Source organism: Staphylococcus sp. NWU MK-U1, assembly GCF_033283505.1.
GTDB classification, from domain to species: domain Bacteria; phylum Bacillota; class Bacilli; order Staphylococcales; family Staphylococcaceae; genus Staphylococcus; species Staphylococcus haemolyticus.
Genome location: NZ_JAVSMG010000005.1, coordinates 73,883 through 100,073, shown reverse-complemented (window position 1 = coordinate 100,073; position 26,191 = coordinate 73,883). Strand labels below are relative to the sequence as shown.

Annotated in this window: 29 protein-coding genes; 21 read left to right on the top strand and 8 right to left on the bottom strand. The window is 32.2% G+C overall.

Annotated elements, in window-relative coordinates:
- Window positions 1-6: 6 nt before the first annotated feature.
- From SBL16_RS08620 to SBL16_RS08610, 3 genes are all read left to right on the top strand, one after another.
- The gene (locus SBL16_RS08620; RefSeq protein ID WP_029376663.1) at window positions 7-225 is read left to right on the top strand and encodes a hypothetical protein; all 219 of its coding nucleotides are present in this window, start codon (window positions 7-9) and stop codon (window positions 223-225) included.
- Between the two features lie 25 nt (window positions 226-250).
- Window positions 251-1,030 (top strand): N-acetylglucosaminidase, encoded by a 780-nt coding sequence (locus SBL16_RS08615; protein ID WP_107612191.1) that lies wholly within the window; start codon window positions 251-253, stop codon window positions 1,028-1,030.
- Window positions 1,031-1,126: 96 nt separating this feature from the next.
- Complete coding sequence (locus SBL16_RS08610) at window positions 1,127-2,251, top strand: FAD-dependent monooxygenase (protein ID WP_317953711.1); 1,125 nt, start codon at window positions 1,127-1,129, stop codon at window positions 2,249-2,251.
- Window positions 2,252-2,345: 94 nt separating this feature from the next.
- On the opposite strand, the gene SBL16_RS08605 is transcribed toward SBL16_RS08610, so the two are convergent.
- The 5 genes from SBL16_RS08605 to SBL16_RS08585 form a co-directional block, all read right to left on the bottom strand.
- Complete coding sequence (locus tag SBL16_RS08605; RefSeq protein WP_317953709.1) at window positions 2,346-3,302, bottom strand: 2-hydroxyacid dehydrogenase family protein; 957 nt, start codon at window positions 3,300-3,302, stop codon at window positions 2,346-2,348.
- 81 nt (window positions 3,303-3,383) lie between these two features.
- Window positions 3,384-3,695: a DMT family transporter gene (locus tag SBL16_RS08600; RefSeq protein WP_053016633.1), complete on the bottom strand. Its 312-nt coding sequence runs from the start codon at window positions 3,693-3,695 to the stop codon at window positions 3,384-3,386.
- A gap of 1 nt (window position 3,696) precedes the next feature.
- Entirely contained in the window at window positions 3,697-4,026 is a 330-nt protein-coding gene (locus tag SBL16_RS08595) for a DMT family transporter (protein ID WP_037535934.1), read from the bottom strand.
- 635 nt (window positions 4,027-4,661) lie between these two features.
- Complete coding sequence (locus SBL16_RS08590; protein WP_107612187.1) at window positions 4,662-5,309, bottom strand: CHAP domain-containing protein; 648 nt, start codon at window positions 5,307-5,309, stop codon at window positions 4,662-4,664.
- Between the two features lie 318 nt (window positions 5,310-5,627).
- Window positions 5,628-6,056 carry a DUF4870 domain-containing protein gene (locus tag SBL16_RS08585; RefSeq protein WP_107612186.1) on the bottom strand — a complete coding sequence of 143 codons (429 nt, stop codon included), beginning with the start codon at window positions 6,054-6,056 and terminating at the stop codon, window positions 5,628-5,630.
- A gap of 409 nt (window positions 6,057-6,465) precedes the next feature.
- Between SBL16_RS08585 and SBL16_RS08580 the strand changes: the two genes are divergently transcribed.
- Together SBL16_RS08580 and nhaC are read left to right on the top strand one after the other, a co-directional pair.
- A complete protein-coding gene (locus SBL16_RS08580) occupies window positions 6,466-7,536 on the top strand; it encodes an NAD/NADP-dependent octopine/nopaline dehydrogenase family protein (protein ID WP_011275081.1) in 1,071 nt (356 codons plus the stop codon).
- Between the two features lie 112 nt (window positions 7,537-7,648).
- A complete protein-coding gene (nhaC, locus tag SBL16_RS08575; protein ID WP_107612715.1) occupies window positions 7,649-9,055 on the top strand; it encodes a Na+/H+ antiporter NhaC in 1,407 nt (468 codons plus the stop codon).
- Window positions 9,056-9,501: 446 nt separating this feature from the next.
- On the opposite strand, the gene SBL16_RS08570 is transcribed toward nhaC, so the two are convergent.
- The gene (locus SBL16_RS08570) at window positions 9,502-10,251 is read right to left on the bottom strand and encodes a CHAP domain-containing protein (RefSeq protein WP_011275085.1); all 750 of its coding nucleotides are present in this window, start codon (window positions 10,249-10,251) and stop codon (window positions 9,502-9,504) included.
- An 803-nt stretch (window positions 10,252-11,054) separates the two neighbouring features.
- On the opposite strand from SBL16_RS08570, the gene SBL16_RS08565 reads away from it, so the two are divergent.
- The 9 genes from SBL16_RS08565 to SBL16_RS08525 all read left to right on the top strand — a co-directional run bounded on the left by SBL16_RS08565 (window position 11,055) and on the right by SBL16_RS08525 (window position 18,964).
- Window positions 11,055-11,786 (top strand): helix-turn-helix transcriptional regulator, encoded by a 732-nt coding sequence (locus SBL16_RS08565; protein ID WP_233664078.1) that lies wholly within the window; start codon window positions 11,055-11,057, stop codon window positions 11,784-11,786.
- A 260-nt stretch (window positions 11,787-12,046) separates the two neighbouring features.
- Window positions 12,047-12,790, top strand: coding sequence for a transcriptional regulator, SarA/Rot family (locus SBL16_RS08560; protein WP_107612706.1), 744 nt, complete (start codon window positions 12,047-12,049; stop codon window positions 12,788-12,790).
- A 20-nt stretch (window positions 12,791-12,810) separates the two neighbouring features.
- Window positions 12,811-13,134 (top strand): PH domain-containing protein, encoded by a 324-nt coding sequence (locus SBL16_RS08555; protein WP_011275088.1) that lies wholly within the window; start codon window positions 12,811-12,813, stop codon window positions 13,132-13,134.
- A gap of 486 nt (window positions 13,135-13,620) precedes the next feature.
- Entirely contained in the window at window positions 13,621-13,965 is a 345-nt protein-coding gene (locus tag SBL16_RS08550; RefSeq protein ID WP_107612704.1) for a transcriptional regulator, SarA/Rot family, read from the top strand.
- Window positions 13,966-14,125: 160 nt separating this feature from the next.
- On the top strand, window positions 14,126-15,268 hold the full coding sequence (locus SBL16_RS08545; RefSeq protein WP_182477443.1) for an acyl-CoA dehydrogenase family protein: 1,143 nt from the start codon (window positions 14,126-14,128) through the stop codon (window positions 15,266-15,268).
- Window positions 15,269-15,578: 310 nt separating this feature from the next.
- Entirely contained in the window at window positions 15,579-16,496 is a 918-nt protein-coding gene (locus SBL16_RS08540; RefSeq protein ID WP_037535953.1) for an ABC transporter substrate-binding protein, read from the top strand.
- A gap of 101 nt (window positions 16,497-16,597) precedes the next feature.
- Window positions 16,598-17,548, top strand: coding sequence for a nucleoside hydrolase (locus SBL16_RS08535; protein WP_182477442.1), 951 nt, complete (start codon window positions 16,598-16,600; stop codon window positions 17,546-17,548).
- Window positions 17,549-17,616: 68 nt separating this feature from the next.
- On the top strand, window positions 17,617-18,165 hold the full coding sequence (locus SBL16_RS08530) for a biotin transporter BioY (protein ID WP_053016643.1): 549 nt from the start codon (window positions 17,617-17,619) through the stop codon (window positions 18,163-18,165).
- Between the two features lie 34 nt (window positions 18,166-18,199).
- Complete coding sequence (locus SBL16_RS08525) at window positions 18,200-18,964, top strand: GNAT family N-acetyltransferase (protein ID WP_107611835.1); 765 nt, start codon at window positions 18,200-18,202, stop codon at window positions 18,962-18,964.
- Between the two features lie 35 nt (window positions 18,965-18,999).
- Here SBL16_RS08525 and fdhD read toward each other — a convergent pair whose 3' ends face one another.
- On the bottom strand, window positions 19,000-19,794 hold the full coding sequence (gene fdhD, locus SBL16_RS08520; RefSeq protein ID WP_107611834.1) for a formate dehydrogenase accessory sulfurtransferase FdhD: 795 nt from the start codon (window positions 19,792-19,794) through the stop codon (window positions 19,000-19,002).
- A gap of 201 nt (window positions 19,795-19,995) precedes the next feature.
- Here fdhD and modA point away from each other — a divergent pair, with 201 nt between their 5' ends.
- The 5 genes from modA to SBL16_RS08495 all read left to right on the top strand — a co-directional run bounded on the left by modA (window position 19,996) and on the right by SBL16_RS08495 (window position 23,812).
- Entirely contained in the window at window positions 19,996-20,790 is a 795-nt protein-coding gene (modA, locus tag SBL16_RS08515; protein ID WP_037535964.1) for a molybdate ABC transporter substrate-binding protein, read from the top strand.
- A gap of 12 nt (window positions 20,791-20,802) precedes the next feature.
- On the top strand, window positions 20,803-21,474 hold the full coding sequence (modB, locus tag SBL16_RS08510) for a molybdate ABC transporter permease subunit (protein WP_011275097.1): 672 nt from the start codon (window positions 20,803-20,805) through the stop codon (window positions 21,472-21,474).
- Window positions 21,475-22,080 (top strand): ATP-binding cassette domain-containing protein, encoded by a 606-nt coding sequence (locus SBL16_RS08505; RefSeq protein WP_107611833.1) that lies wholly within the window; start codon window positions 21,475-21,477, stop codon window positions 22,078-22,080.
- A gap of 209 nt (window positions 22,081-22,289) precedes the next feature.
- A complete protein-coding gene (locus SBL16_RS08500) occupies window positions 22,290-23,294 on the top strand; it encodes a ThiF family adenylyltransferase (RefSeq protein ID WP_107611832.1) in 1,005 nt (334 codons plus the stop codon).
- A gap of 11 nt (window positions 23,295-23,305) precedes the next feature.
- Window positions 23,306-23,812, top strand: coding sequence for a molybdenum cofactor biosynthesis protein B (locus tag SBL16_RS08495; RefSeq protein ID WP_107611831.1), 507 nt, complete (start codon window positions 23,306-23,308; stop codon window positions 23,810-23,812).
- A 107-nt stretch (window positions 23,813-23,919) separates the two neighbouring features.
- Here the strand turns inward: SBL16_RS08495 and moaC are convergent, their stop codons facing one another.
- Window positions 23,920-24,402, bottom strand: a complete 483-nt coding sequence (gene moaC / locus SBL16_RS08490) for a cyclic pyranopterin monophosphate synthase MoaC (protein WP_011275101.1) — start codon at window positions 24,400-24,402, stop codon at window positions 23,920-23,922.
- A gap of 62 nt (window positions 24,403-24,464) precedes the next feature.
- Between moaC and glp the strand changes: the two genes are divergently transcribed.
- Entirely contained in the window at window positions 24,465-25,724 is a 1,260-nt protein-coding gene (gene glp, locus SBL16_RS08485) for a gephyrin-like molybdotransferase Glp (protein ID WP_317953695.1), read from the top strand.
- Entirely contained in the window at window positions 25,721-26,191 is a 471-nt protein-coding gene (gene mobB / locus SBL16_RS08480; RefSeq protein ID WP_317953693.1) for a molybdopterin-guanine dinucleotide biosynthesis protein B, read from the top strand. Before glp ends, mobB begins: the two co-directional genes overlap by 4 nt.

The following is a 26,191-nucleotide window of genomic DNA, read 5'->3' as shown; positions in this document are numbered from 1 at the left end:
AAAATTATGACAGTTATTTCTAACGTCTTTATTGTTTTAGGAATTATTTTTTTAATTATGATGCAAATGGTGTTAGCGATTTCAATGTTCGCTGTGTCATTAGCAATTAGTTTAGTTATATTTAACGTGCTTTTTCGAGATCGAACTGGCATGAAGATAGTCATCAACATATCATTTGCTATAGTCTTAATTGTTATTATAATTACTTATTTTTATTTATCTTAAATAGCTATAAAGGATTGTCATCTACATGAAGCAATTAAATCATTTGCGTTTACCATTCATACTGTTGCTTATTATTATCATTATCTTCATAGTATTATTAATAATTAATCATTCAGAACTGTTGGACAATGATCGCAACTATAGCTTTCAAGAAGCAATTCAGAAACAAACAGATTCGAGTGTATTGAATACAGTAGACAGAGATGGTGAGTTTGTGAATGCAAATAGCCGAGAAATAGAGAGGGCAATGCGCATTACTCGAGACGATAATAAGTTTAAATACATGGATATTTCACAACAAGTTCCTATGACAAAACAAGAAGTTAAAAAGATGTTACAAGGGAATGGTATTCTTGAAGATCAAGCTGATGCTTTTATAGAGGCTCAAGACAAATATCAAGTCAATATTATTTATTTAATAAGCCATGCACGTGTGGAGACTGCTAATGGTAACTCTAAACTTGCCAGTGGTATTAAAGAAGGTAACAATCGTTATTACAACTTTTTTGGTGTCGGTGCTTTCGATGAAAATGCTATTCATACAGGTAAGAGTTACGCTAAGGAAGCATCATGGACTTCACCACGAAAAGCGATATTTGGTGGAGCTAAATTTATTAGAACGAATTATTTTGATAATGATCAAATTACGCTATATCAAATGAGGTGGAATCCAAAAAGTCCAGGCCAACATCAGTATGCAAGCGATATTTTGTGGGCAGATAAAATCGCAAAGTATATGCAAGCATATTATGACCAATTTGGTATAAAAAAAGATGATGTACGTAAGAACTTCTATGCCTCCTAAATTGATTGGCTAATAGAGTGATATACAATTTAAGTTGCAACTGCAACATACTGTTAAGATAAAATTTAGGTGAATTTAATATTGAGGTGTAAATAAATGAAAATTGCAATAATAGGTGCAGGTATAGGTGGTTTAACCGCTGGCGCACTTCTTTCACAAAAAGGACATGACGTTTCTATATTTGAAAGACAATCAAATATAAGTGAAGTTGGTGCAGGTATAGGAATTGGTGATAATGTTATCAAGAAATTAGGTAAACATGACCTAGCTAAAGGAATTAAAAATGCTGGCCAGAACTTATCTGCAATGAATGTACTAGATGATAAAGGAAATATTTTGTCTGCAGTAAAATTAAAAGAGGCTACGTTGAATGTAACATTAGCGCGACAAACTTTGATTGAATTGTTACAATCTTATGTTAATCCTCAATGCATTTATACAGACCATGATGTTATTAAGGTTGAAAATGTCGAAAAACATACGATGGTTCACTTTTCAAATCATGCAAGTCAAAGTTTTGATTTATGTATAGGTGCGGACGGACTTCATTCTGTTGTCAGACAAGCTATTCATCCGAATGCGAAGATACTTTATCAAGGGTATACGTGTTTTCGTGGCCTAGTGGATGATGCTGATCTACATAACATTGATATTGCTAGTGAATATTGGGGTAAACGTGGTCGAGTAGGAATAGTGCCACTTATTAACAACCAAGCTTATTGGTTTATCACAATTAATGCGTCTGAAAAGGATACCAAATATCAATCGTTTGAAAAACCACATTTACAAGCATATTTTAATAATTATCCTGAACCAGTACGTCAAATTTTAGATAAGCAAAGTGAAACAGGTATTCTGAAGCATGATTTATATGATATGAAACCACTCAAATCATTTGTAAATCAACGTATTCTATTGTTAGGGGATGCAGCGCATGCAACGACGCCTAATATGGGTCAAGGTGCTGGACAAGCTATGGAAGATGCGATTGTACTAGTTAATTGTTTAGAAGAATATGATATAGAAAAAGCATTAAAACGTTATGATAAATTAAGAGTTAAACATACTGCAAAAGTTATCAAACGCTCAAGAAAAATTGGTAAAATAGCGCAAAAAGATAAAACGTTTGCTATTTCATTACGTAATAGTGTTATGAAACGAACACCTAAACGTTTGTTAAGTGGACAAACTAAATTCCTGTATAAAGCGAAGCATAAATAAAATAAGACGGATACTGAAGACTAATTAAGCATATAAGTTAATGATTAATATGCTTCGTAGTCTCTTTCAGTTTCCGTCTTTTTTACATTATAAATTATTTATTAACTATAAACTGTGGAGTTTCACCATTTAACTTTTTAATCGTATCATTTGCGACGATTTTAGACATCATATCTCTAGCTTCATATGTTGCGTTACCAATATGAGGTGTGATAACTACATTATCTAGTGATTTCAAACCTTCTGTAATTTCAGGTTCAAATTCATATACATCTAATGCAGCACCTTCAATTTCTTTGTCTTCTAAAGCTTTTACTAAAGCTTCTTCATTAACTATTGGACCGCGACCAGCATTAATTAAATAGGCTGTAGATTTCATCAGTTTAAATTGTTCGGTATCAATCATATGATGTAAATCAGGATTATAAGCAGCATTGATTGTGATGAAGTCAGCATTTTCAAGTAAGGTATTTAGATCTAAATATTTTGCACCAATTTCACGTTCTTTTTCTTTCTTTTGGTGAGGACCAGTATATAAGATATCCATATCAAAAGCTTTAGCACGCTTAGCTACTGCACTACCAATTTCACCTAAACCGATTATGCCAATCGTTTTGCCAGACACTTCACGGCCTCTAAAGAATAAAGGTGCCCATCCATCAAAACCTTGTGTTCGAGATAATTTATCTCCTTCAACTATGCGACGCGCAACTGCTAAAACGAGTCCGAAAGTTAAGTCAGCAGTTGAGGCTGTTGATGCTTTAGGTGTATTTGTTACATCAATATCTTTTTCACGTGCATATTTAACATCCACATTATTAAAGCCAGCACCATAGTTTGCAATGATTTTGAGGTTACTTGCACTATCAATCACTTCCTGATCAACATTCGTAGATAGAATGCTTATAAGCGCAGAAGCATCTTTGACACCTTCAATAAGTGTTTCTTTATCAATAATGCCTTCACCTTCATACATTTCTACTTCAAAGTGTTCTTTAAGTAAATTTAATCCTACTTCTGGAATTGCACCTGCTATATAAACTTTTTCCATTAAGCTCACTCCTTATCAATAATCTCTCTTTAAGTATAATAAAAGGAGAAAACGTATACAAATGTAATTCATACAATTTTATTAAATCATTTTAAGGCCGATTACAGAGAAGAGTATCAAGAAAATAAAAATGATACGGCTAAAATGTGTTGATTCTTTGTAAAATAACATTCCTATAATAGCTCCTCCGGCTGTGCCAATACCAGTCCATATAGCATATGCTGTTCCCATTGGAATTGTTGTCATAGCTAATTTTAATACACTAAAACTAAAAATAAACGTAATTGCCATTAAAACAATATAAAATTTTTGTTTTGAGCGTGCATATTGGTTTAACCATATGACGCCAAGTACCTCTAATAATCCTGCAATGAGTAAATATAGCCATGACATATTACATTCCTCCCTTAGGTGAGTCATTCGTTGACAGTTTAAGTCCAATAATGCCAACTAGTAACAGAAGCAGTAATACAACTTTCATTATTGTAAATGGTTCTCCAAAGAAAAGCATATCTGCAATAACTGTACCAGCAGCTCCTATTCCCACAAATACTGCATAAACTGTACCGACTGGAAGTTGTTTAGAAGCGGAAATCATTAAGTAGAAGCTTAGTGCAATAAAAACTAATGTAAATAACCAAGTTGCAAAATTATGGGCATTATTTAATCCAATTACCCAAATAACTTCTATTAGGCCAGCTAAGATGACTTTAAGCCATTGCATACCTTCACACTCCTTATAAAATAAAGACTAATATGCGTATTCTCTCAAAGCGTTACCTTTAATTCAATTTTTAAAACTTAAAAAAGGACTAGGGAGTGGGACAAAAATAATATTTTCTCAAAATTTATTTCGTTGTAACCCCAGCTTGCATTGCTTGTAGAATTTCTTAATGAAATTCTCTTTGCTGGGGCCCCGAACCCCAGCTTGCATTGCTTGTAGAATTTCTTAATGAAATTCTCTTTGCTGGGGCCCCGAACCCCAACTTGCTTAGCTTGTAGAATTTCTTTGAGAAATTCTCTTTGTTGGGGCCCCGAACCCCAACTTGCTTAGCTTGTAGAATTTCTTTGAGAAATTCTCTTTGTTGGGGCCCCGCCTACGCCCTCAAGGATGACTAGGTCTGAAAAAAGCTTGATTCAAGCACATTTTCAAATCAGTCAGCTACTGACAAAATGATAAAAAAGGCTGAGACATTTTATTTTGTCCCAGCCTCAGTCCTACATGAATGATTAGAATTGAGAAATGCTTGATTTAAAGCGACTTCTCAATTCATTTAGCTACTGTGAATTTACAATACAGCTCTATAGTATAATGTTATTCTATATTTCTGATTAGCATCATTTAAGCTTTATTTAAAATTATGATAAATGGATGTAGTTATAAGAACTAGCTTGGCTAGCTGAAATTGTACGTGTATCTTTCACATATGGTCCACCAGAATAATTCATTTCAGAAACAGTTACTGAACCATCGCTACCAACACTTTCTACATACGCAACATGTCCATAAGAACCTTCAGATGTTTGAAGAATTGAACCTTTTTCTGGAGTATTATTTACAGTGTACCCAGCTGCTGATGCTGCACTCGCCCAGTTATTAGCATTTCCCCAAGTACTACCGATTTTACCACCAACTCTGTCATATACATACCAAGTACATTGACCGGCTGTGTATAAATTACCTGATGTAGAAGATGTAGTTTGAGTTGAAGAAGAAGTAGTTGTAGAAGAACTACTAGATGACGAACTTCCATCTGATGTTGTTGAAGTTATAGTACTTTGATTATAGTTGAAAGATTGTTGTTTAAATTGAGGTTGTTGATAACCTTGTCCTTGTTGATGACTAAATTGCATATTTTGACCATGTGGACCTTGTTGTCCGAATTGATTGTGTTGTGGTGCTGGATTGTGATTATATTCTGCAGCATCTGCATGGTTAGCATTTAATCCTAATGCTGATACACCAATGCCTGCTGTTAAAGTTGAAATTGTAATAATTTTTTTCATAGTAAAAAGTCCTCCCAAAATTTGTATTCAACAATAGGTTAAAAATAGCGATATGTTGAATAGACTTTGAATTTGTATTTTTTTGCCGCTCCCAACGACAAGTCATACTTTATCAGATTCTATTAGCACTGTGTGCAATGTTACGGTTTCGTAAATGAAATACAAAAACCTTGAACAACTCCGTAATAAAGAGTAGCTCAAGGTTACGTACTGTAATATAGCTTGAATTATGCATGTATACTACATTAACCTAATATTTAGTTAGTGTTAACAAATGATTATTGTTACAATCCTTTGTAATATTAGATGCTGTACAACTTATTTGAAGAAACGAATTGATAAAGGCACTACATACTCTTTTCCACCAAAATATTTAACGCAAGCAACGATATGAAAAACTACATATAGGATAGTAAGTACAATTAATAGTAATGAAAGAACAAATAATAATATTGTAGCGATAATGATCGCTGCTTCATTATTAACTACATATATGAAAAATACAGGTACCATACATATACCAATAACAAAGTTCCAAATTAAATAAGAAATAAGCATGTTGAAGTAATTCTTTCCAGCTTTATCAACTAATCGTGATTCATTGCGCTTGATAGCCCAAATAATAATTGGACCTATTACAGAAGTGAAGAACCCCAATAGGAAAATTAACATAGACATTAATCGGGCATCATCTTCATTATCTCTCTTTACGGTAGAGTCTTGTGATTGATCATAATAATCCGACATAATAATACTCCTCTCAATTAAAAAGTTATGTTTCATAATTAATATAACAAAGTTACTTAAAAAAGATTAGTTAATTTTAAAATAAATATAAATAATTGAGTTGTGTTTAATTTTTGAAAAATAGGATATAGTTTAGCGTTGTATAAAAATTGATTACTAATGATATTAGTAAAACTCATTATTAGGATTTGGGATTAGCTGACTGAATAGAAATAATGTTGATTTAAGATATATTTTTATTCTAGCCAACTTTGCCCGGGAGCGGGACTTAAATATAATCATTTTAATAAATGGTTGTATTTGAGGATATAAAGAAATCTATTTACATTTATTAGATTTCTAACCTGCTCCCTTTATTTTTAAATGAAAAGCAGAGATGCTGATTTGATTAAGAAAGGAAGTTATAACTATGAAAATAGCGGTAGTAGGATCAGGTAACGGTGCAGTTACAGCGGCAGTAGATATGGTAAATCAAGGACATGATGTGAAATTATATTGTCGAAATTCATCCATTAAAAAATTTAATAACGCATTAGAAAAGGGTGGATTTGATTTTAATAATGAAGGTGCAGAATCATTTGTACCATTTACAGAAATAAGTGATGACATTGAATATGTATTAAAAGATGCTGAGATAATTCAAGTTATCATTCCATCATCATATATTGAATACTATGCAGAAATTATGGCTGAGCATGTAACAAGTGATCAACTTATTTTCTTCAATATTGCAGCTGCCATGGCGTCAATTCGATTTATTAACGTACTTGAAGATAAACATATTGAGGTAGAGCCGAAGTTTGCTGAAGCTAATACACTTACTTACGGTACGCGCGTTGACTTTGAAAATGCACGCGTAGACTTATCATTGAATGTACGTAAAGTATTCTTTTCTACATATAATAAGAAGGAACTTAGTGACAGCTTTGAAAAAGTAAGTCAAATATATCCGTATCTTGTTAAAGAAGAAAATCTATGGAAGACAAATTTAGAAAACGGAAACCCAGAGGTTCATCCTGGTCCAACGTTATTAAATGTAGGAAGAATTGATTATGCTGATTCATTCGCCCTTTATAAAGAAGGTATTACGAAGCACACAGTAAGATTATTACATGCAATTGAGTTGGAACGTTTAACACTAGGGCGTAAATTAGGATTTGAACTTTTAACAGCCAAAGAAGCACGTATTCAAAGAGGCTATTTAGAACGTAAAGACGAAGATGAACCATTAAATCGTTTATTTAATACAAGTCCTGTGTTTTCTCAAATACCAGGGCCTAATTCAGTACAAAATCGTTATTTAACTGAAGATATTGCATATGGATTAGTACTATGGTCAAGTTTAGGGCGTGCAATTGATGTTGAAACGCCTAATATTGATGCTGTTATTATGATTGCATCAACCATTTTAGAACGTGACTTTTTCGATGAAGGTCTAAAAGTAGAAGAACTTGGTTTAGAAAAACTTGGTTTAGAATAATTAACAAATTTAGAATACTATAAATGAATCTTTAATAAACATTCTATTCATGACTAAATGCACATCTAACTATGAAAAGAGGTAATTAACTAAAAGGAAAAGAGGAATGTGTATGAAAAGACAGCCATCATTTTTGGAAGCCATATCTACAATTATCGTTATGGTTATTGTCGTGACAATAGGCTTTATAAAATTTAATATTCCCATTCAGGTACTGTTACTCATATCATCTGCATATGCAGCTTTGATAGCTTGGCGAGTAGGCTTAAAATGGAAAGATTTAGAAGAGGGAATCACTCGAAGATTAACGACAGCTATGCCTGCAATATTTATTATACTAGCTGTAGGTATAATAGTTGGGAGTTGGATGTATTCTGGAACTGTTCCAGCTTTAATATACTACGGTCTAAAGTTTTTAAATCCACATTACTTTTTAGTTTCTGCCTTTTTAATATCGGCTATTTGTAGTTTAGCAACAGGGACAGCCTGGGGATCAGCTTCAACAGCTGGTATTGCGTTGATATCAATTGCGCATCAGTTGAATATCGATATGGGTATGGCAGCAGGTGCTATTATTGCAGGTGCAGTCTTTGGTGATAAAATGTCACCATTATCAGATACAACTAACTTAGCTGCTTTAGTAACTAAGGTAAATATCTTTTCTCATATCAGATCAATGATGTGGACAACGATACCTGCTTCAATTATTGGACTAATAGTTTGGTTCTTTGCAGGGTTAACTTCAAAAGGGTCAGTGAATACGAAACAAATTAATAAGTTACTGAATGAACTTGATGGTATCTATAATATAAATATTTGGGTGTGGGTGCCATTACTAGTCATAATCATATGTTTAGTTTGTAACGTATCTACTGTACCATCTATGTTAGCATCAAGTTTAAGTGCCGTTATTATTGGAACATTAAATAATCATTTTAATATAGTTGATGGTTTTAAAGCTATGTTTAACGGATTTACACCTGCGATGACTGGACAATCCAATCTTTCTACCAATGCAACATCGCTATTAGAACAAGGTGGAATGATGAGTATGACAGAGATACTAGTGACAATATTTTGTGGGTATGCATTTGCAGGTATTGTTGAAGTATCGGGATGTTTAGATGTCATGTTAAAAACGGTTTCTAAAGGTATACATTCAGTTGGAACACTTATTTTAATAACAGTCATTTGCTGTTTAATGTTAGTATTTGCAGCTGGTGTAGCATCTATAGTAATTATTATGGTGGGTGTCTTAATGAAAGACATGTTTGTTAGTAGGAATTTAGATAAATCAAATTTATCAAGAACTTTAGAAGATTCAAGTACGATGGTGTTACCGTTAATACCATGGGGAACTTCAGGCATATACTACACGCAACAACTGGGAGTATCAGTAGATCAATTCTTTATTTGGACACTTCCATGCTACTTGTGTGCAGTATTAGCAATTATTTACGGCTTTACTGGAATTGGTATTCGTAAATTAGACGACAAAAGTAATGTAAAAAATTCGTAAAAATATGTTTAATCATTTGTGAAAAGGATATATTTAAGTATGTTAAAACATTACATAGATATTTTTGTAGCGATGATATCTGATGCTATAAAGTTTTAACTGTAAAATATCCTCAAAATATTTAACAGTAGTGGGTTCAATTTTTGGAGCGAGAATTGGATTCATGAACGATGGACAAACGAATTTATTATCAACAATTATGTAGTAATAGATATAACAAATCAAGAAAGAATGAATTTGTTCGAAATAGATTAAGATTGGAAAGTATTGATTATTACTTTCCAATCTTTTTTGTTTTTAATTATATGGCAGGATGCTATTTATATATCATAATAAGATTTTCAAACTAGTATAGGTGCATGTTGTTTAATGTTTATATCTTTGAGTATAAAAGTAAACGCAAAAAAGCGATCCTTTTTGGATCGCTTTTAAACTTACTAATAGAATTAGTGAATGTAGTTATATGAAGCAGCTTGGCTAGCTGAAATAGTACGTGAAGTAACAACACCAGCACCGTGACCATAGTTCATTTCTGATACTGTAACTGAACCGTCACTACCAACACTTTCAACGTATGCTACGTGACCATATGCACCTTGTGAAGTTTGTAAAATAGCACCAGCTGATGGTGAATTGTTTACTGTGTAACCTGAAGCAGCTGCAGCGCTTGCCCAGTTATTAGCATTTCCCCAAGTTGAACCGATTTTACCGCCAACTCTATCAAATACATAATATGTACATTGACCAGCAGTATATAAGTTACTACCTGAACTTGAAGTTCTTGAAATTGAAACGCCAGTTGATTGTGATGATGGAGCAGTAGTTGTAGTTACTTTAATGTTACGATCTGAAGTTGAGTAACTAGCACCTAAACCACCAGTTTGTTGAGTATTTGCACTATATGATTGAGTGTTATTGCTGTAGTTGTTGTAGTTATTATAGTTATTGTAATTATATGAATAGTTGTTGTATGAATAATTAGATTGACTAGAGTGATTTACTTGATTTGGGCTCCAATTACCTTTCCAAGTGTAATGATAGTTACCTTGTTGGTCGATAGTGTAAGAGTAGCTGTATGAAGTTGGATCATTTGGGTTATATCCTTGTTCTGCTGCATGTGCCTCATGACCATGTCCAGCGATAGCGATTGTTGCAACTCCTGCAGTAGCGATTGTAGCTGTAGCGATTTTTTTCATTGTAAAATTTCCTCCTGAGAATTAAATTAATATTTTATATTTAATAGTCATTTGATGACCCTTGAGTCCAGTTTTTAATAAGTTTCTTAACGACAAGACATACTTTATCAGAAAAAAATCATTTTGTGTGCGTTGTTATCATTTTGTAATTTTTTGCTAATAAATAGTGTTGAGTTAAATACAATAAGTAATTTTTTGTAATATTAAAAAACGTTGTCATAACAACGTTTAAAAAAATATATGAAAAAGATACTCATTTTCTTGTAACATTTTTGTAAAGTAACAGCAAAAATAAATTTGATATAAAATTAATAGAATTCATTATTTTTGTATTGTTTTAAAATTATATGTATACAAAAGATCTATTAATTAAATTGTATTATTACTCTGAAATGCTATAAAAGAAGCTCTTATTGGGGATTATTCATACAAACATTATAAAAAATATACAAAAACATTTATATAAGATAATAAAATGATATAATTGGTTAAAAGTTTGCTGCTGCTAATACCGAAATAAAACATACAATTATATATGAAGATAGGCATTCAAAAAAAGCGTTTAATTAGAAAATCGTTATTAATGCAGCAATAGTTATTAGCATTATGGGGGATAATTTATTATTTCTGTTTATGTCATATCTTTATATATTATAAAGTGAAAGGACGTTCGTATGATTGATAACTTTTCGGTAAAGCTTTTAAAAAATATAAAGATAAGTAGTCAAAAGGAATCAAATATTAAATTAATCTATTGGCTAAAGGGGTCAGGGAGAGTAATTTTAAATTTAAAGAAATTTCAAATGAAAGAGAGAGATTTATTATTTGTAATGTTAAATGATATTTACTCGATTGAGAATGAGGATGGAGCAATTATCGCTAGTATTGAAATAGCATTCAAAGATTATTTGAAATATGCTGATGATTATATTAAGTCTAATGGATATAAATTTCCTTCTATTGAAAGAAAACAATTAGAACCCTTTATTTTAAATTTACTTGATTTTGAAAGTAGTAAGTCAGATAAATTACAAATAAAAGATAAGCTGGTAAAACACTTATGTGTAGAATTAGGATACTTGCAGAGAAATCAACGCATTCGTTACAAACTAGATAATGCCTTAGTTGACAAAGTACATGAGTATATTATTAAACATCACAGTAATAAGATAAGTCGCCAAGATATGGCTAATGCACTCAATATGTCAGCCAAGGAACTTAGTAAAGTCATCAAGTATCACACACCTTATCATAATATTACACAATATATTAATGATGTTAGATTAAAATTATGTTTGATAGACATTTTAAAAAGTAATCATTTAATACAAGATATTGCATATAAGCATGGATTCAATCATTTTCCACATTTCATTGCTTTATTTAATAAAAAATACGGCACCACACCTGGTCAAATCAAAACTAAGAATCAATCACATCAATATCAATCATTTAATCAATCAGAAATACCATTAGATGAAGAAACACAATTATTAATTGCTGAAGCAAAAGATAATTACAGTTTAGCCGAATAATAATAAATATAAGTCAAACATGATGATTGAGTACAAGTAAACACGACCTTTCAATTGATAAATTATAAAGATAATGTTGTTTATTTAAGAATTCAAGTCAATGTCTATCTTTAATAGATTGGGTAAATATAGAGTTATATATTTAATAGTTTCAAATGCAGTTTTAAAATATGGACTATGATTAGACAATTTGTTATCAAATTAGCATGGCAACTCTTAACCGCCCAATCCTGAAATAGTGTTTTGAGGTGATAGATATGATGGATAAAAATAAGCTAGAAACATTACTATTTTATCTTGTTTTTATGAAAGCGGTAGGTGAGGTGCTAAAATATAGTTACCAACTAAAATTTGAGCAATTAAAAACATTGTATGAAATCATTAAATATTTTCATGTTCATCAACAGGGCGTTTATATAGATGAGTTAATCACTTATCAAACCATTTCAAAAAGACAATTACGACATCATTTAGAGCATTTATATCATTTAGGATGGATCACTAAATTGAGTGATGATAATGACCAAAGACGTATATTATTTCTCCCATCCAATAGCTGTCAAGAGAAACTGAACATTATGTTTATGGAAGTTAGTGAAATGGTAAAAGGGAAGAATTTTGATTATTCAATAGAAACAACAGCCCACTATAATCAATTAGGGCATGTTTTAACCATTTTTGACGCACTTTACAAAGTTCGAAACATAGCAAAGGAGTCTAATTTGAGTTTGGATGAATTGTTTTTATTAGGTAAGTTACTATCAAGTCGACAAGTTATTTCATTAAAAGAAATTCAGGCAATGTCATATCGATATTTAATATGTATGAACGTGGTTATTAATGATCTTTATCAAAAAGGGTATTTAGAAAAGTATCGTAATTCAATAGATGAACGTATTGTAAATGTAAAATTTATTGAATCACGAGCATATGAAACAAATCAATTATTTATTAGATGTTACAATAAGTTCCAAGAGGAAATGAAGTACAGTAAAATATCATAATAAGTAAGGAGAATGAATTCATGATTCTAGATAATGTGAATCCCAACGATTTGTTTCCAACAGAGTCAAAAGGCCCTTCAGTATTAGGCGTCATTGAGTATAATGTTCAAGGCCAAAGTGAATTTGAAGGAGCATTTATTGCTACTTCTGAAAGACTAATTATGAATGTAGATATGAATGGTCAATTCTATTATAGAAATATCCCATATAATGAAATAGAAGAAATACATTTTGATGGCACAGATATTGTGTTTACTTTTAATATTGGGAAAGTACCAATGAAACAAATCAAAACAAAAGACGTTAAAGCATTCGTTGATTATGTGGAGTCTAAAATTAAATAATCAAAAAGTTGAATAATATCTAAAATACGCTACTATGATTCTAAAGGAAGCAACGCTTGTTATAGTTATATTATTATTACAATTAGCCGAGGCTAAAAAAACATGTGAGTCTGGAACGTAAATAATATAATGATGCTACTTTGCAGATTCGCAGTAGCTGACTGACCTGAGAAGACGCTTAAATGATGCTTTTCTCAGTTCGGGTCATTCTAGTAGGGGTGGGACGACGAATTTAAAAAGAATTCTGTCCCAGTCCTCTTTTTTATCTCCAAATGAATACCTATTGTGACTAATTGATTATATATAATTTAATTGATGTAACTTGTTATTGATAATTAATATCATTTTAATTTCATAAAAATATTGAAATATTATACATAAATGTTATAAAATAAATTTTATAGCATAAGAAATGTTTGGTAAGTAATAAATAGTAGACATGAACCTTGTAGCAACAAGACGTACATCAGAGGAGTGGTTTAGAATATGGGACAAATTAAAGACATCAATGATTTAGTTAACGCAACATTTCAAGTTAAAAAGTTCTTCAAAGATACTAAAAAGAAATATAATTTAAATTATGAAGAGGTTTATATTTTAAATTATATTGCGAGAAGTAAAACGAATGAAATAACTTCAAAGGAAATTGCAACGTATTCAGAGTTTAAACCTTATTACTTAACTAAAGCATTACAGAAGTTAAAAGATTTACAGTTACTTTCAAAAAAACGTAGCATACAAGATGAAAGAATAGTTATTCTTTATGTAACAGATGAACAACGAGACAAAATTAATAAACTGATTGCTGAATTAGAGAAGTACATTAAGTAATCAACGTTTATTCATAAAAGACTTAAGCTTTGAGAGATTCAATCTCATTGACTTAAGTCTTTTTGTGTTTATAATCCCTTAAGTGGTTAACTTCCAATTTGTAATGTCGAGTGATAAACTAGGTTTAAATAATAATGACAATGAACAGGTGATATAATTGATCGATTCAGTTCTGATTAATACAGATATTCAAAAGAAATGGATAAAAAAATTTCAATCAATAGAAGAGACGTTTAAAGCAAGAGCAACAGAGAATGATAAACAGTCTAGGTTCCCTTATGAGAATATTGAATGGCTAGTTAAAGAAGGTTATAGCTTACTAACGCTACCGGTAAAATATGGTGGAGAAGGTGCCACTATTGAAGATATGGTTGTTTTGCAAACATATTTAGGTGCTATTGACGGAGCAACAGCATTATCTATTGGTTGGCATTTAAGTGTTATAGGACAAATATATGAACAAACGATGTGGAATCAGGATATGCTTAATCGCTTTGCAAAAGATATCGAAAATGGAGCTCTTGTTAATCGAGCGGTAAGTGAAGCGGATACAGGAAGCCCAACTCGCGGAGGCAGACCTGCAACACACGCAGTAAAACAAGATGACGGTTACTTATTAAATGGTGTTAAAACGTTCACATCAATGAGTAAAGCATTGACCCATTATATTGTAGCTGCATATGTAGATGATTTACAGGAAGTAGGTTTCTTCTTAGTACCAAGAGAATTTGATGGTGTAGAAATTGCAGATAATTGGAATATGGTAGGTATGAGAGCTACAGAAAGTCACGATTTAGTATTGAATGATGTATGGATACCTAAAGACTTTTTCGTAGAGTCAAAAAGAAAGCCACAACCGAATGGCTGGATATTACATATTCCAAGCACATATTTAGGAATTGCACAGGCGGCAAGAAATTATGCTATAGACTTTGCGACAAGTTATGGTCCGAATAGTATAGAAGGAACTATTAGTCATTTACCAACTGTACAACAAAATATTGGGAAAATGGAGTCTTTACTTTTATCAGCGCGTCACTTTTTATGGAGTACCGCAAAAGGATATAATTGTTCAGAAAATCAACCGCACTTATGGAATGAAACATCTGCTAGTAAAGTGCTAGTGATGAATCAAGGGTTAGAAGTTGTTGACTTAGCGATGAGAATTGTTGGTGCAAAAAGTCTGGAAATGGATCGTCCGTTACAACGCTATTATCGAGATATGAGAGCTGGATTACACAATCCACCAATGGAAGATGCAGCATACACTAATATAGCGAAATCTTTATGTAATTTATTTTAAGAGAATAATAACTATAGATTTTAGGGAGTAGGACAGAAATAATAATTTCTCAAAATTTATTTCGTTGTCCTACCCCGTCAAGGATGACTAGGTTTGAAAAAAGCTTGATTCAAGCGCATTTTCAAATCAGTCAGCTACTGACAAAATGATAAAGTAGGCTGAGACATTTTATTTTGTCCCAGCCTCTTTTTTATTTCAAAAATTATTAAAATTTTTATTTCACAAATTATTAAAATTTTTATTGTAAATAATGAAGTAGTAGTATATAATTTTTGATGAAATTGATAATCGTTTTCAACAGGAGGATGTTATGAAAAAGTTAATTTTACCTTTACTTGTTCTAATCATCGTTTTAGCTGCATGTGGTAATAATGGTGGTTCAGGTAAATCCGATTCAAAAGAAGAAACAAAATCATATAAATTAGATAGTGGGAAAACTATAAAAATCCCTAAAGATCCTAAACGTATTGCGGTAGTAGCACCTACATTTGCGGGTGGTTTACATAAATTAGGCGCAAATATTGTTGCAGTAAATAATCAAGTTGATCAAAGTCCAATTTTAAAAGATAAATTTAAAGACACGACTAAAATTGGTGAAGCTGACGTTGAGAAAGTTGCTAAGAAAAAACCTGATTTAATTATTGTTTACTCTACTGATAAAAACATTAAAAAATATCAAAAAATTGCCCCAACAATTGTAGTTGATTATGGAAAACATAAATATTTAGAACAACAAGAAATGCTAGGTAAAATTATGGGTAAAGAAGACGAAGTTAAAAAATGGGAAGACAAATGGAAGAAACAAACTGAAAAAGATGGAAAAGAAATCAAAGATGCAATTGGTAAAGATTCAACAGTTTCTATCTTAGATGAATTTGATAAAAAAGTTTACACATATGGCGATAACTGGGGTCGTGGTGGCGAAGTATTATATCAAGCCTTTGATTTAAAAATGCCTAAAGGCCAACAAGATTTAGTTAAAAAAGAAGGCTGGGCTGAAGTAAGCCAAGAAAAAATTGAAGACGTAGCTGGCGATTATATCGTATCAACTGGTGAAGGTAAATCTAAACCAAGTTATGAAACAACTAATATATGGAAAAATTTACCTGCAGTGAAAAATAATAACGTTATTGAAGTTAAAGCTGAAACATACTGGTATAATGACCCTTATACGCTTGACTTTATGAGAAAAGATTTAAAAGACAAGTTACTTAAAGCTAGTAAATAAAATATAAAAACGATAATCAATTAATTATGTTATTTAAGCTATGATTACATATAATGTAGTCGTAGCTTTTTTAAATTTACAAATGTATGTAAGGAGGAAACATTTTGCGTAAAGTATATTTTAATCACGATGGTGGAGTAGATGATTTAATATCTTTGTTTTTATTATTACAAATGGATGATATCGAATTAGTAGGTGTTAGTACTATAGGAGCAGATTGTTATTTAGAACCTTCAGTCAGCGCTTCATGTAAAATTATAAATCGATTTTCTAATAATTCTTTACAGGTTGCGCCGTCCTATGAACGTGGGGCTAATCCTTTTCCAAAAGAATGGAGAATGCATGCATTCTTTATGGATGCGTTACCCATATTAAATGAATCAACTACCAATGAACAGTCTACCATCAGTGATGTAGAAGCGTATGAGGACATTATCAGAGTGTTAAGTCAATCAAGTGAACCTGTAACTTTACTATTTACTGGACCACTAACAGATTTGGCTAAAGCGCTTAAAATTGAACCTAGCATTCAAAATAATATTGAAAAATTAGTTTGGATGGGTGGAACGTTTCTCGAAAAAGGTAACGTAGAAGAGCCTGAACATGATGGAACAGCTGAGTGGAACGCGTTTTGGGATCCGGAGGCGGTTAAGACAGTATTTGATAGTGAGATAGCGATAGATATGGTAGCTTTAGAAAGCACCAATCAAGTTCCGTTAACCTTAGACATTCGACAAATGTGGGCTGATGAACGTCAATATCCAGGTGTAGATTTTTTAGGTGTTAGCTATGCTGCAGTACCACCTTTGACACATTTTATTACAAATTCTACATACTTCTTATGGGGTGTTTTAACCACTGCTTATATAGGGAAACCTGATTTAGTTCAATATAAATCATTGAATGTAGATGTAGAATTTAAAGGTCCTAGTCAAGGCCGTACATTTATTAAAGAAAGTGGGCGTCCTATCAAAGTTGTCACCGATGTTAAGCATGATGACTTCTTTAATTATATTACTGATTTAGCTAAAAAAGTAGATTCTCCTTCTTAAATGTAAACTTTTTATTTTATAAAGTTTACATTAGTGGTATAATCATTCTCGTAGAAGGAGGATACAACATGAATACACGAAATTTAGTTTACACAGCTTTAATGACAGCAATTATTTGTGTTTTAGGATTGGTACCAGGAATCCCGCTTCCAATTATGCCAGTACCTATTGTTTTACAAAATATAGGCATATTTTTAGCAGGTATTATTCTAGGAAAAAAATATGGGACACTGAGTGTCATCGTCTTTTTATTATTAGCTGCTGCAGGTTTACCAGTTCTATCTGGTGGACGTGGAGGAATCGGAGTATTTGCGGGACCATCAGCCGGATTCTTATTCTTATATCCAGTAGTTGCATTTGGTATAGGATTAGTGAGAGACCGATACTTTAATAAAATTAACTTCGCGATATTGTTAGTCGCTACTTTAGTTATTGGTGTATTATTCTTAGATATCGTGGGAACGATTATTATGGGCTTCATTATAGATATCCATGCAAGTAAAGCATTCTTATTGTCATTTACATTTATACCTGGAGATATTATTAAAGCCATTATTGCAAGTTTAATTGGCGTAACACTTCTAAATCATTCACGCTTTAAAAGTTTGATACAATAAATTTATCAAGCTAACAAGGTGGGTGAATATAGCAATGTCAAATATATCAATACATAATATTGCTCAAGATGGGCATTTATATCATGAAGATAAGCAGAAAATTATTTATTTAACACCTTCAGAACCGCTTAAGTATGATACGAATAAGTGGTTTTATAAAGAAATGCCCACATTAGATCAGTGGTTCAAGGATATGACCTCTCAATGTGAACTGCATCAAAAACAGCATTCAAATCACTTAGCGTTTACTTTTCCAGAGAATGAAAGATTAAGCCAAGAGTGGATAAATGCAATTAAAGATAGAGGTTTTCAATTAGGCATACTTGAATTCTATATTATAGAAGGAACTGAATTAACACAGCTAACTAGTAGAAATGATGTAGACATTAAAGAAGTTGATGAAAGCAATATAGAAGATTATTTGAATATCTATTATTCATTTGCCTTGCCCTATGGTAAACCATTTGCTATTGAAAGTGTCAATAATGCAAGACAAACCATCCTACAAAAAAAAGACGATAAAAAACGATTAGTTGCTTATGTTGATAATGAACCAGTAGGGACTGTTGATGTTATTATTACTGACGAAACTATTGAAATTGATAGTTTTGGTGTAATTGAGCAATTTCAAAGACAAGGTATTGGATCAACAATACAAGCATACATAGGTGACTTAGCAAATGAACGACCAGTTATACTTGTAGCTGATGGAGAAGACACAGCAAAAGATATGTATTTAAAACAAGGTTATACGTATCAAAGTTTTGTTTACCACATAGTTAAAGAAGAAGTTAATTAAATAAACCACAGAGTAGTTTAAACTAATTATTCCAACTACTCTGTGGCTTTAATACGTTCAGGGTGACTATAAACATTAAAACTTCCATCTCTAATAAAGCCAATAGCAGTAATATTTAAATCGTTGGCTAATGTAATAGCTAAAGTCGTAGGTGCGGATTTAGATAATATAACGCCTACACCTATTTTAGCTGCCTTTAATAATATTTCAGATGAAATACGTCCACTAAATATAAGCACCTTATTTCTTACAGGAATACGTCTTTCAAGACAAAACCCATATAGCTTATCAAGTGCATTATGGCGACCAATATCTTGTCTATGTTCGAAAAATTCATCACCATCGCTAATGGCGGCATTGTGCAACCCACCAGTTTGTTTAAATAATGTACTTGCAGTTTGTAATCCAGTCATCATATTGAGTACTTGTTTAGGAGTTAAGGTTATTTTTGACATTGAGGTTTTAGCTATTGCCGCATCATTGTGAAAGTAAAATTCTCTACTTTTTCCGCAACAAGATGCAATCATGCGTTTAGTAGAGTATTCAAAGCGATTGCCTAAATCTTTAGTTAACTCTACATGCGCAAAGCCTTTGCTATCATCTATTTGTAAGGATTTTATTTCTTCTTTTTTATAAATAGCTCCTTCTGAGGCTAAAAATCCAACTACAAGTTCTTCCATATGTGTAGGGCTACAAATAACCGTTGCGAATTCCGTACCGTTTACATTGATTGTCAATGGAAATTCTGTAACATAACTATCTGTTGTATTTATTAATTGTCCATCTTCATAGCGGATAATAGATTGCCCCTGTAACACATCTTTGTTCATTTATATTTCTCCTTTAGGGATATGTAATTCTATATTAAAACTTTTAGTCACAATTTGAAAAGATTTAAATTGCATATAAATAATTAATAGTATATTAAATACATTTAATAATATGGAGATTAGGTGAATTTTTATAATTTATATCTTTCAAAAGATTAAGACTAGCGTATAATATAATGTATAAAAGGAGGGGTTTATGAAATGAATATTAAACATTTCATGGCAGTAATTGTCACATTAGTTATTATTTTAGCAGGATGTTCAAATTCTGGTAGCAATGATAGTGGCAATAAATCATCTGATTCAAATAAAAAAGATAATGACAAAAAGCAAGAATTACAAATTTCGGCTGCCGCGAGCTTAGGTGATGTTAGTAAAGCATTAGAAAAAGAATTTAAAAAAGATCATAAAAATGTTGATGTAAGCTTTAACTATGGTGGTTCAGGCGCATTAAGACAACAGATTGAAAAAGGTGCTCCAGCTGACGTATTCATGTCTGCAAATACTAAAGATGTTGATATGTTAAAAGACAAAGACAAAGCACACGATACATATAAATACGCTCATAATAAACTTGTCTTAGTCGGAGATAAAAATAGCGATAAATCATCAGTTAAAGATTTAAAAGATAATGAAAAATTAGCGATTGGTGAAGTTAAAACAGTTCCAGCAGGTAAATATGCGAAACAATACTTAGAGGATCAAGGTTTATACGGTGAAGTTAAAGATAATTTAGTTTACGCTAAAGATGTTAAACAAGTATTAAATTATGTTGAAAAAGGCAACGCTGAAATGGGCTTTGTTTATGAAACTGATTTATATACTGATAAAAAGAAAACAGATAAAGTAAACGAAATTAAAGAAGCGGAACTTAAAAAACCAATCACTTACGAAGCAGGTGCTACTTCAGATAAGAAACTTGCAAAAGAGTGGATGGACTTCTTAAAATCTAAAAAAGCAAAAGATATCTTGAAAGAATATCATTTTGAAATTTAGGAGGTAATAAGTATGCCTGACATTACACCTTTTTGGATTTCGATTCAAGTGGCTGTCATAAGTACCATTATTGTATCAGTACTAGGTATCTTTGTTTGCCGGTTACTTTATAAAGGAAAAGGGCATCTTACTAAACTCCTTGAAAGTTTTATATTATTACCCATTGTTCTACCTCCCACGGTGCTAGGGTTTATTTTACTTATAATATTTTCTCCTAGAAGTGTTGTAGGACAATTTTTTGAAAACATACTACATCTTCCAGTAGTATTCACAATGACAGGTGCAGTAATTGCATCTGTCATTGTTAGTTTTCCGTTAATGTATCAACACACTATTCAAGGATTTAGAAGTATTAACCCGAAAATGCTAAATACTGCTCGCACCATGGGGGCAAGTGAGAATAAAATATTCTATCGTCTAATTTTACCTCTATCTAAACGTTCAATTATAGCGGGTATAATGATGAGTTTTGCACGTGCAATAGGTGAATTCGGTGCAACATTAATGGTTGCAGGCTATATACCCAATAAAACTAACACGTTACCACTTGAAATTTATTTCTTAGTTGAACAAGGTAGAGAGAATCAAGCTTGGTTATGGGTGCTTGTGTTAGTTGCATTTTCAATTACGGTAATTGGTGTATTGAATTTTGCGAATAAAGATAAATATAGGGAGGTAGAGTAGATGTTAGAGTTAAAGATTCAATATCAATTAAAAAAGACATTTATTGATATTAACATTAACGATACAGTCCCTAAAATTTACGCAATACGAGGGCCTTCTGGAATAGGTAAAACCACAGTGCTAAATATGATAGCAGGCTTAAGAACCCCAGATAAAGCCTATATCAAAATCAATGACAGACTGATTACTGATACTGAGCATAAAGTTAATATGAAAATACAAAATCGCAAAATTGGCTATTTGTTCCAAGATTACCAATTGTTTCCTAATATGACAGTTTACAAAAATATAACTTTTATGTCTAAACCATCTGTCCATATAGATGATTTAATGGATCGACTAAATATTCATCATCTAAAAGAGCAATATCCATCGACACTTTCTGGCGGAGAATCTCAACGTGTTGCTTTAGCTCGAACACTAAGTACAAAGCCAGACTTGATTTTATTAGATGAGCCATTTTCAAGTCTAGATGATGCAACGAGAGGTGAAGGAATAAAGTTAATTAAACGTATTTTTAAAGAATGGAAAATACCAATCATCTTTGTCACACATTCTAATTTTGAGGCTGAAGTATTGGCTGATAAAATTATTAAGATAGGTTAATTAAAGCTAGATTGGGATGAAAATAATAAAATTTTAGCGTTATAGCGAATTTATGATTATTATCTAAGTTAATAAGGCACTTATAATAGACTTTTTAAATCTAGTCAACATTGCGGGGTGGGCCGAAGAATTCATATTGTATTCTGTACCACTCCCGCTTTGTTCGATATAATGATAGAAATGGATATTAACTAGAGAGGGCAATGAATATGACGAGTGAACGTTATTCTAGACAAACTTTGTTTAAAGGAATAGGACACGAAGGACAACAGAAAATTAGTCAAAAACATGTACTCATTGTTGGTATGGGAGCGTTAGGAACTCATGTTGCTGAGGGTCTCGTTCGTGCGGGAATCAAAACACTTTCAATTGTAGATAGAGATTATATTGAATTTAGCAATTTACAACGACAAACATTATTTACTGAAGAAGATGCTAATACTATGTTCCCTAAAGTTGTAGCAGCGGAACGCCATTTAAAAGCATTGCGCCATGACTTGAAACTAAATACTTTTATCACACATGTCGATTATTATTTTTTAGATAAGTATACTAAACATGTAGATCTTATTATTGATGCGACAGATAATTTTGAAACAAGACAATTAATTAATGACTTTGCTTTTAAAGAGAATGTACCTTGGATATATGGGGGTGTCGTGCAGAGTACTTATATAGAAGCAGCATTTATTCCAGGAGAGACACCTTGTTTCAACTGTTTAATGCCTCAACTACCAGCAATTAATTTAACTTGTGACACTGTAGGTGTTATACAACCTGCTGTTACGATGACTACAAGTTTTCAATTGCGAGATGCCTTTAAATTATTAACTGAGCAATCAGTGCCTACTAAATTAACTTATGGAGATATATGGGATGGTCAACATTTTACATTTGGTTTTAGCCGTATGTTTAGAAAAGAGTGTCCAACATGTGGTTCAAATCCATCCTTTCCTTATTTAAATAAACAGCATACATTATATGCAACGTTATGTGGTAGAGATACAGTACAATATGATAATGATAAAATTTCCCAGGAAATGGTACGTGAATTTCTTAAGCAACATCACCTTAATTATCGAGAAAACAAATATATGATAATGTTTGAATATAAAGGACATCGAATTGTTAGTTTTGAGGGTGGACGAATGCTTATACATGGTACAACGAAGACGTTAGATGCCATTCATTTAATCAATCAATTATTCGGATAGGAGTGGAATTAATGCATCAACATGATCATGCGAAAGTAGATAGAATAATTCAATGTGCAGTTTTGACTGTATCTGATACTAGGGATAAAGAGATGGATAAAGGTGGTCAACTTGTCCAAACTTTAATACAAGATATCAATGTCGAAGTATTAAATTCAAACTATGCTATTGTCAAAGATGATAAAGTAGCTATTCAATCTCAAATTGAACAATGGTTGGCATCTGATATTGATGTCATAATTACAACTGGTGGAACTGGCATTGCACAAAGAGATGTTACGATAGAAGCGGTTAAGCCATTTTTGGATAAAGAAATCGAAGGTTTTGGAGAATTATTTAGATATTTAAGTTACACAGAGGATGTCGGAACTAAAGCATTGTTATCAAGAGCAGTAGCTGGTTCAGTGAAGAACAAATTAATTTATACTCTACCAGGATCTACTGGAGCTGTGAAATTGGCTATTGAAAAGTTAATCAAGCCAGAATTAAACCATATGTTGCATGAATTGAATAAATAATAAAATAGTCATGGATTTAAACTTAAATGATAGGTTTCCCTAATTGAAGTTTTGCATCCATGACTTTATTATTTAAATTGAAACATTATATGAGCGCTCGAAATAACTTAACGACGATAGTCACCAGATTTGCCACCTGATTTTGATTCAAGGTAAGTCTCACCGATAATCATACCTTTATCGACTGCCTTTGTCATATCGTAAACAGTTAAAGCAGTTGCAGAAGCGGCTGTTAATGCCTCCATCTCAACGCCTGTTTTTCCAGTAGTGGAGACAATAGCCGTGATATTTAATGTGTATGTAGTATTATCATTAATTTGCCAGTTAAATTGAACATCTATACCTGTTAAAGGTAGAGGATGACACATAGGTATAATCGTCGATGTGTTTTTAGCTGCCATAATACCAGCAATTTGTGCAGTGTTAAGTACATTGCCTTTTTTATTAGTATTATCTATAATTTGTTGATAAATTGTTTCATTAACAGTAATGCTAGAATGAGCTTGAGCAGTACGTTTAGTAATATTTTTATTTGATACATCTACCATTTTAGCATTACCTTGTTCATTGATATGAGTGAATTTTGACATAATAACCCTCCTGATAGGGTTAGTATATCATGATTTTAAATTATAATTTGGAGATGATAAGTATGTCAGTTGAAAAAAGAAACCCAATACCAGTTAAAGAAGCGATAAATCGTGTTGTTCAACAGGATATATATTTGAATACTACAGAAGTGAAGTTAGAAGATAGCTTAGGATATGTACTTGCGGAGGATATTGTTGCAACTTATGATATTCCTCGTTATAATAAATCACCTTATGACGGGTTTGCTATTCGAAGTAAAGATTCTGCTGGTGCATACTCAGAAAATCGTAAACGATTCAAAGTGATTGATCATATAGGCGCAGGTTCAGTTTCAGATAAAATACTAGGTCAAAATGAAGCAGTACGTATTATGACAGGAGCCCAAATTCCAGAAGGTGCAGATGCAGTAGTCATGTTTGAACAAACAGTTGAGGATGGAGATACCTTTACAATACGTAAGTCATTTGAAGCAAATGAAAATGTATCTCTTAAGGGTGAAGAAACAACAACAGGTGATATTGTCTTGAAAAAAGGTCAAGTCATTAATCCAGGTGCAATAGCCGTTCTAGCAACATATGGTTACTCTAAAGTTCCTGTGACACAACGCCCAAGTATTGCAGTCATTGCAACTGGTAGTGAGCTATTAGATGTGGATGATGAATTAAAACCAGGTAAAATACGCAATTCAAATGGTCCAATGATCAAAGCACTATCTGAAAAAGCTGGATTAAACGTTGAAGCATATAAAATTCAACAAGATGATTTGCAAAGTAGTATTTCAGTTGTCAAAGATGCCATGTCAAAACATGACATCGTAATTACTACGGGTGGCGTTTCTGTTGGAGATTTTGACTATCTACCTGAAATTTACAAAGCTGTAAATGCAGAGGTATTATTTAATAAAGTTGCAATGAGACCAGGTAGTGTAACAACCTTAGCTGTTGCAAATGGGCAATATTTGTTTGGTTTATCAGGTAATCCATCAGCTTGTTTCACTGGATTTGAATTATTTGTCAAACCTGCGATTCAACATATGATGGGGGCAACTGCCTATTACCCTCAAGTTGTTAAAGCTACTTTAATGGAAGATTTTACTAAGGCGAATCCCTTTACTCGTTTTATTCGAGCATCTGCTACATTTTCACAGAGTGGTGCGACAGTAGTGCCATCTGGATTTAATAAATCTGGTGCAGTAGTAGCAATTGCACATAGCAATTCAATGATTATGATGCCAGGGGGCACTAGAGGATTTAAAGCAGGTCATACAGTTAATGTTATTTTAACAGAATCGAATGTCTATGAAACGGAAATGACACTATGATTTTGCAAATAATTGGTTTTAAAAATTCAGGAAAAACAACCTTGATGCAACACACGATACAATTTTTAAAATCTTATGGTTACACAATAGCTACAATCAAGCACCATGGCCACATTGGTGAGGATATAACACTTCAAGAAGACCATGTAGATCATATGAAACATTTTAATGCTGGAGCAGATCAGAGTATTGTGCAAGGTGAACACTATCAACAAACTGTCACGCGTGCATATAAACAAAATCTTACTCAAATGATTGACCAATCTGTTACAATTGATTGTAATATCATTTTGGTTGAAGGGTTTAAAGATGAACATTTTGATAAAGTGGTCGTCTATCAGACTACTGAAGAATTAGAACGGTTAAAGCAATTAACCGGTGTTAAATATTGTTATGATGTTCATGATAAACATGCGTTATCACACTATGATAATTGGTTATTACAATGGATAGAGCAAAGGGATTGA

Excerpts from the sequence above, each read along its gene's own strand:
- mobB (WP_317953693.1), top strand. The coding sequence starts at position 25,721 with ATGATTTTGCAAATAATTGGTTTTAAAAATTCAGGAAAAACAACCTTG.
- modA (WP_037535964.1), top strand. The coding sequence starts at position 19,996 with ATGAATATTAAACATTTCATGGCAGTAATTGTCACATTAGTTATTATT.
- SBL16_RS08600 (WP_053016633.1), bottom strand. The coding sequence starts at position 3,695 with ATGTCATGGCTATATTTACTCATTGCAGGATTATTAGAGGTACTTGGC.
- nhaC (WP_107612715.1), top strand. The coding sequence starts at position 7,649 with ATGAAAAGACAGCCATCATTTTTGGAAGCCATATCTACAATTATCGTT.
- SBL16_RS08595 (WP_037535934.1), bottom strand. The coding sequence starts at position 4,026 with ATGCAATGGCTTAAAGTCATCTTAGCTGGCCTAATAGAAGTTATTTGG.
- SBL16_RS08585 (WP_107612186.1), bottom strand. The coding sequence starts at position 6,056 with ATGTCGGATTATTATGATCAATCACAAGACTCTACCGTAAAGAGAGAT.
- SBL16_RS08590 (WP_107612187.1), bottom strand. The coding sequence starts at position 5,309 with ATGAAAAAAATTATTACAATTTCAACTTTAACAGCAGGCATTGGTGTA.
- SBL16_RS08580 (WP_011275081.1), top strand. The coding sequence starts at position 6,466 with ATGAAAATAGCGGTAGTAGGATCAGGTAACGGTGCAGTTACAGCGGCA.
- SBL16_RS08570 (WP_011275085.1), bottom strand. The coding sequence starts at position 10,251 with ATGAAAAAAATCGCTACAGCTACAATCGCTACTGCAGGAGTTGCAACA.
- SBL16_RS08530 (WP_053016643.1), top strand. The coding sequence starts at position 17,617 with ATGAATACACGAAATTTAGTTTACACAGCTTTAATGACAGCAATTATT.
- modB (WP_011275097.1), top strand. The coding sequence starts at position 20,803 with ATGCCTGACATTACACCTTTTTGGATTTCGATTCAAGTGGCTGTCATA.
- SBL16_RS08505 (WP_107611833.1), top strand. The coding sequence starts at position 21,475 with ATGTTAGAGTTAAAGATTCAATATCAATTAAAAAAGACATTTATTGAT.
- SBL16_RS08550 (WP_107612704.1), top strand. The coding sequence starts at position 13,621 with ATGGGACAAATTAAAGACATCAATGATTTAGTTAACGCAACATTTCAA.
- SBL16_RS08525 (WP_107611835.1), top strand. The coding sequence starts at position 18,200 with ATGTCAAATATATCAATACATAATATTGCTCAAGATGGGCATTTATAT.
- SBL16_RS08565 (WP_233664078.1), top strand. The coding sequence starts at position 11,055 with ATGAAAGAGAGAGATTTATTATTTGTAATGTTAAATGATATTTACTCG.
- glp (WP_317953695.1), top strand. The coding sequence starts at position 24,465 with ATGTCAGTTGAAAAAAGAAACCCAATACCAGTTAAAGAAGCGATAAAT.
- fdhD (WP_107611834.1), bottom strand. The coding sequence starts at position 19,794 with ATGAACAAAGATGTGTTACAGGGGCAATCTATTATCCGCTATGAAGAT.
- SBL16_RS08495 (WP_107611831.1), top strand. The coding sequence starts at position 23,306 with ATGCATCAACATGATCATGCGAAAGTAGATAGAATAATTCAATGTGCA.
- SBL16_RS08615 (WP_107612191.1), top strand. The coding sequence starts at position 251 with ATGAAGCAATTAAATCATTTGCGTTTACCATTCATACTGTTGCTTATT.
- moaC (WP_011275101.1), bottom strand. The coding sequence starts at position 24,402 with ATGTCAAAATTCACTCATATCAATGAACAAGGTAATGCTAAAATGGTA.
- SBL16_RS08605 (WP_317953709.1), bottom strand. The coding sequence starts at position 3,302 with ATGGAAAAAGTTTATATAGCAGGTGCAATTCCAGAAGTAGGATTAAAT.
- SBL16_RS08620 (WP_029376663.1), top strand. The coding sequence starts at position 7 with ATGACAGTTATTTCTAACGTCTTTATTGTTTTAGGAATTATTTTTTTA.
- SBL16_RS08560 (WP_107612706.1), top strand. The coding sequence starts at position 12,047 with ATGGATAAAAATAAGCTAGAAACATTACTATTTTATCTTGTTTTTATG.
- SBL16_RS08500 (WP_107611832.1), top strand. The coding sequence starts at position 22,290 with ATGACGAGTGAACGTTATTCTAGACAAACTTTGTTTAAAGGAATAGGA.
- SBL16_RS08610 (WP_317953711.1), top strand. The coding sequence starts at position 1,127 with ATGAAAATTGCAATAATAGGTGCAGGTATAGGTGGTTTAACCGCTGGC.
- SBL16_RS08555 (WP_011275088.1), top strand. The coding sequence starts at position 12,811 with ATGATTCTAGATAATGTGAATCCCAACGATTTGTTTCCAACAGAGTCA.
- SBL16_RS08540 (WP_037535953.1), top strand. The coding sequence starts at position 15,579 with ATGAAAAAGTTAATTTTACCTTTACTTGTTCTAATCATCGTTTTAGCT.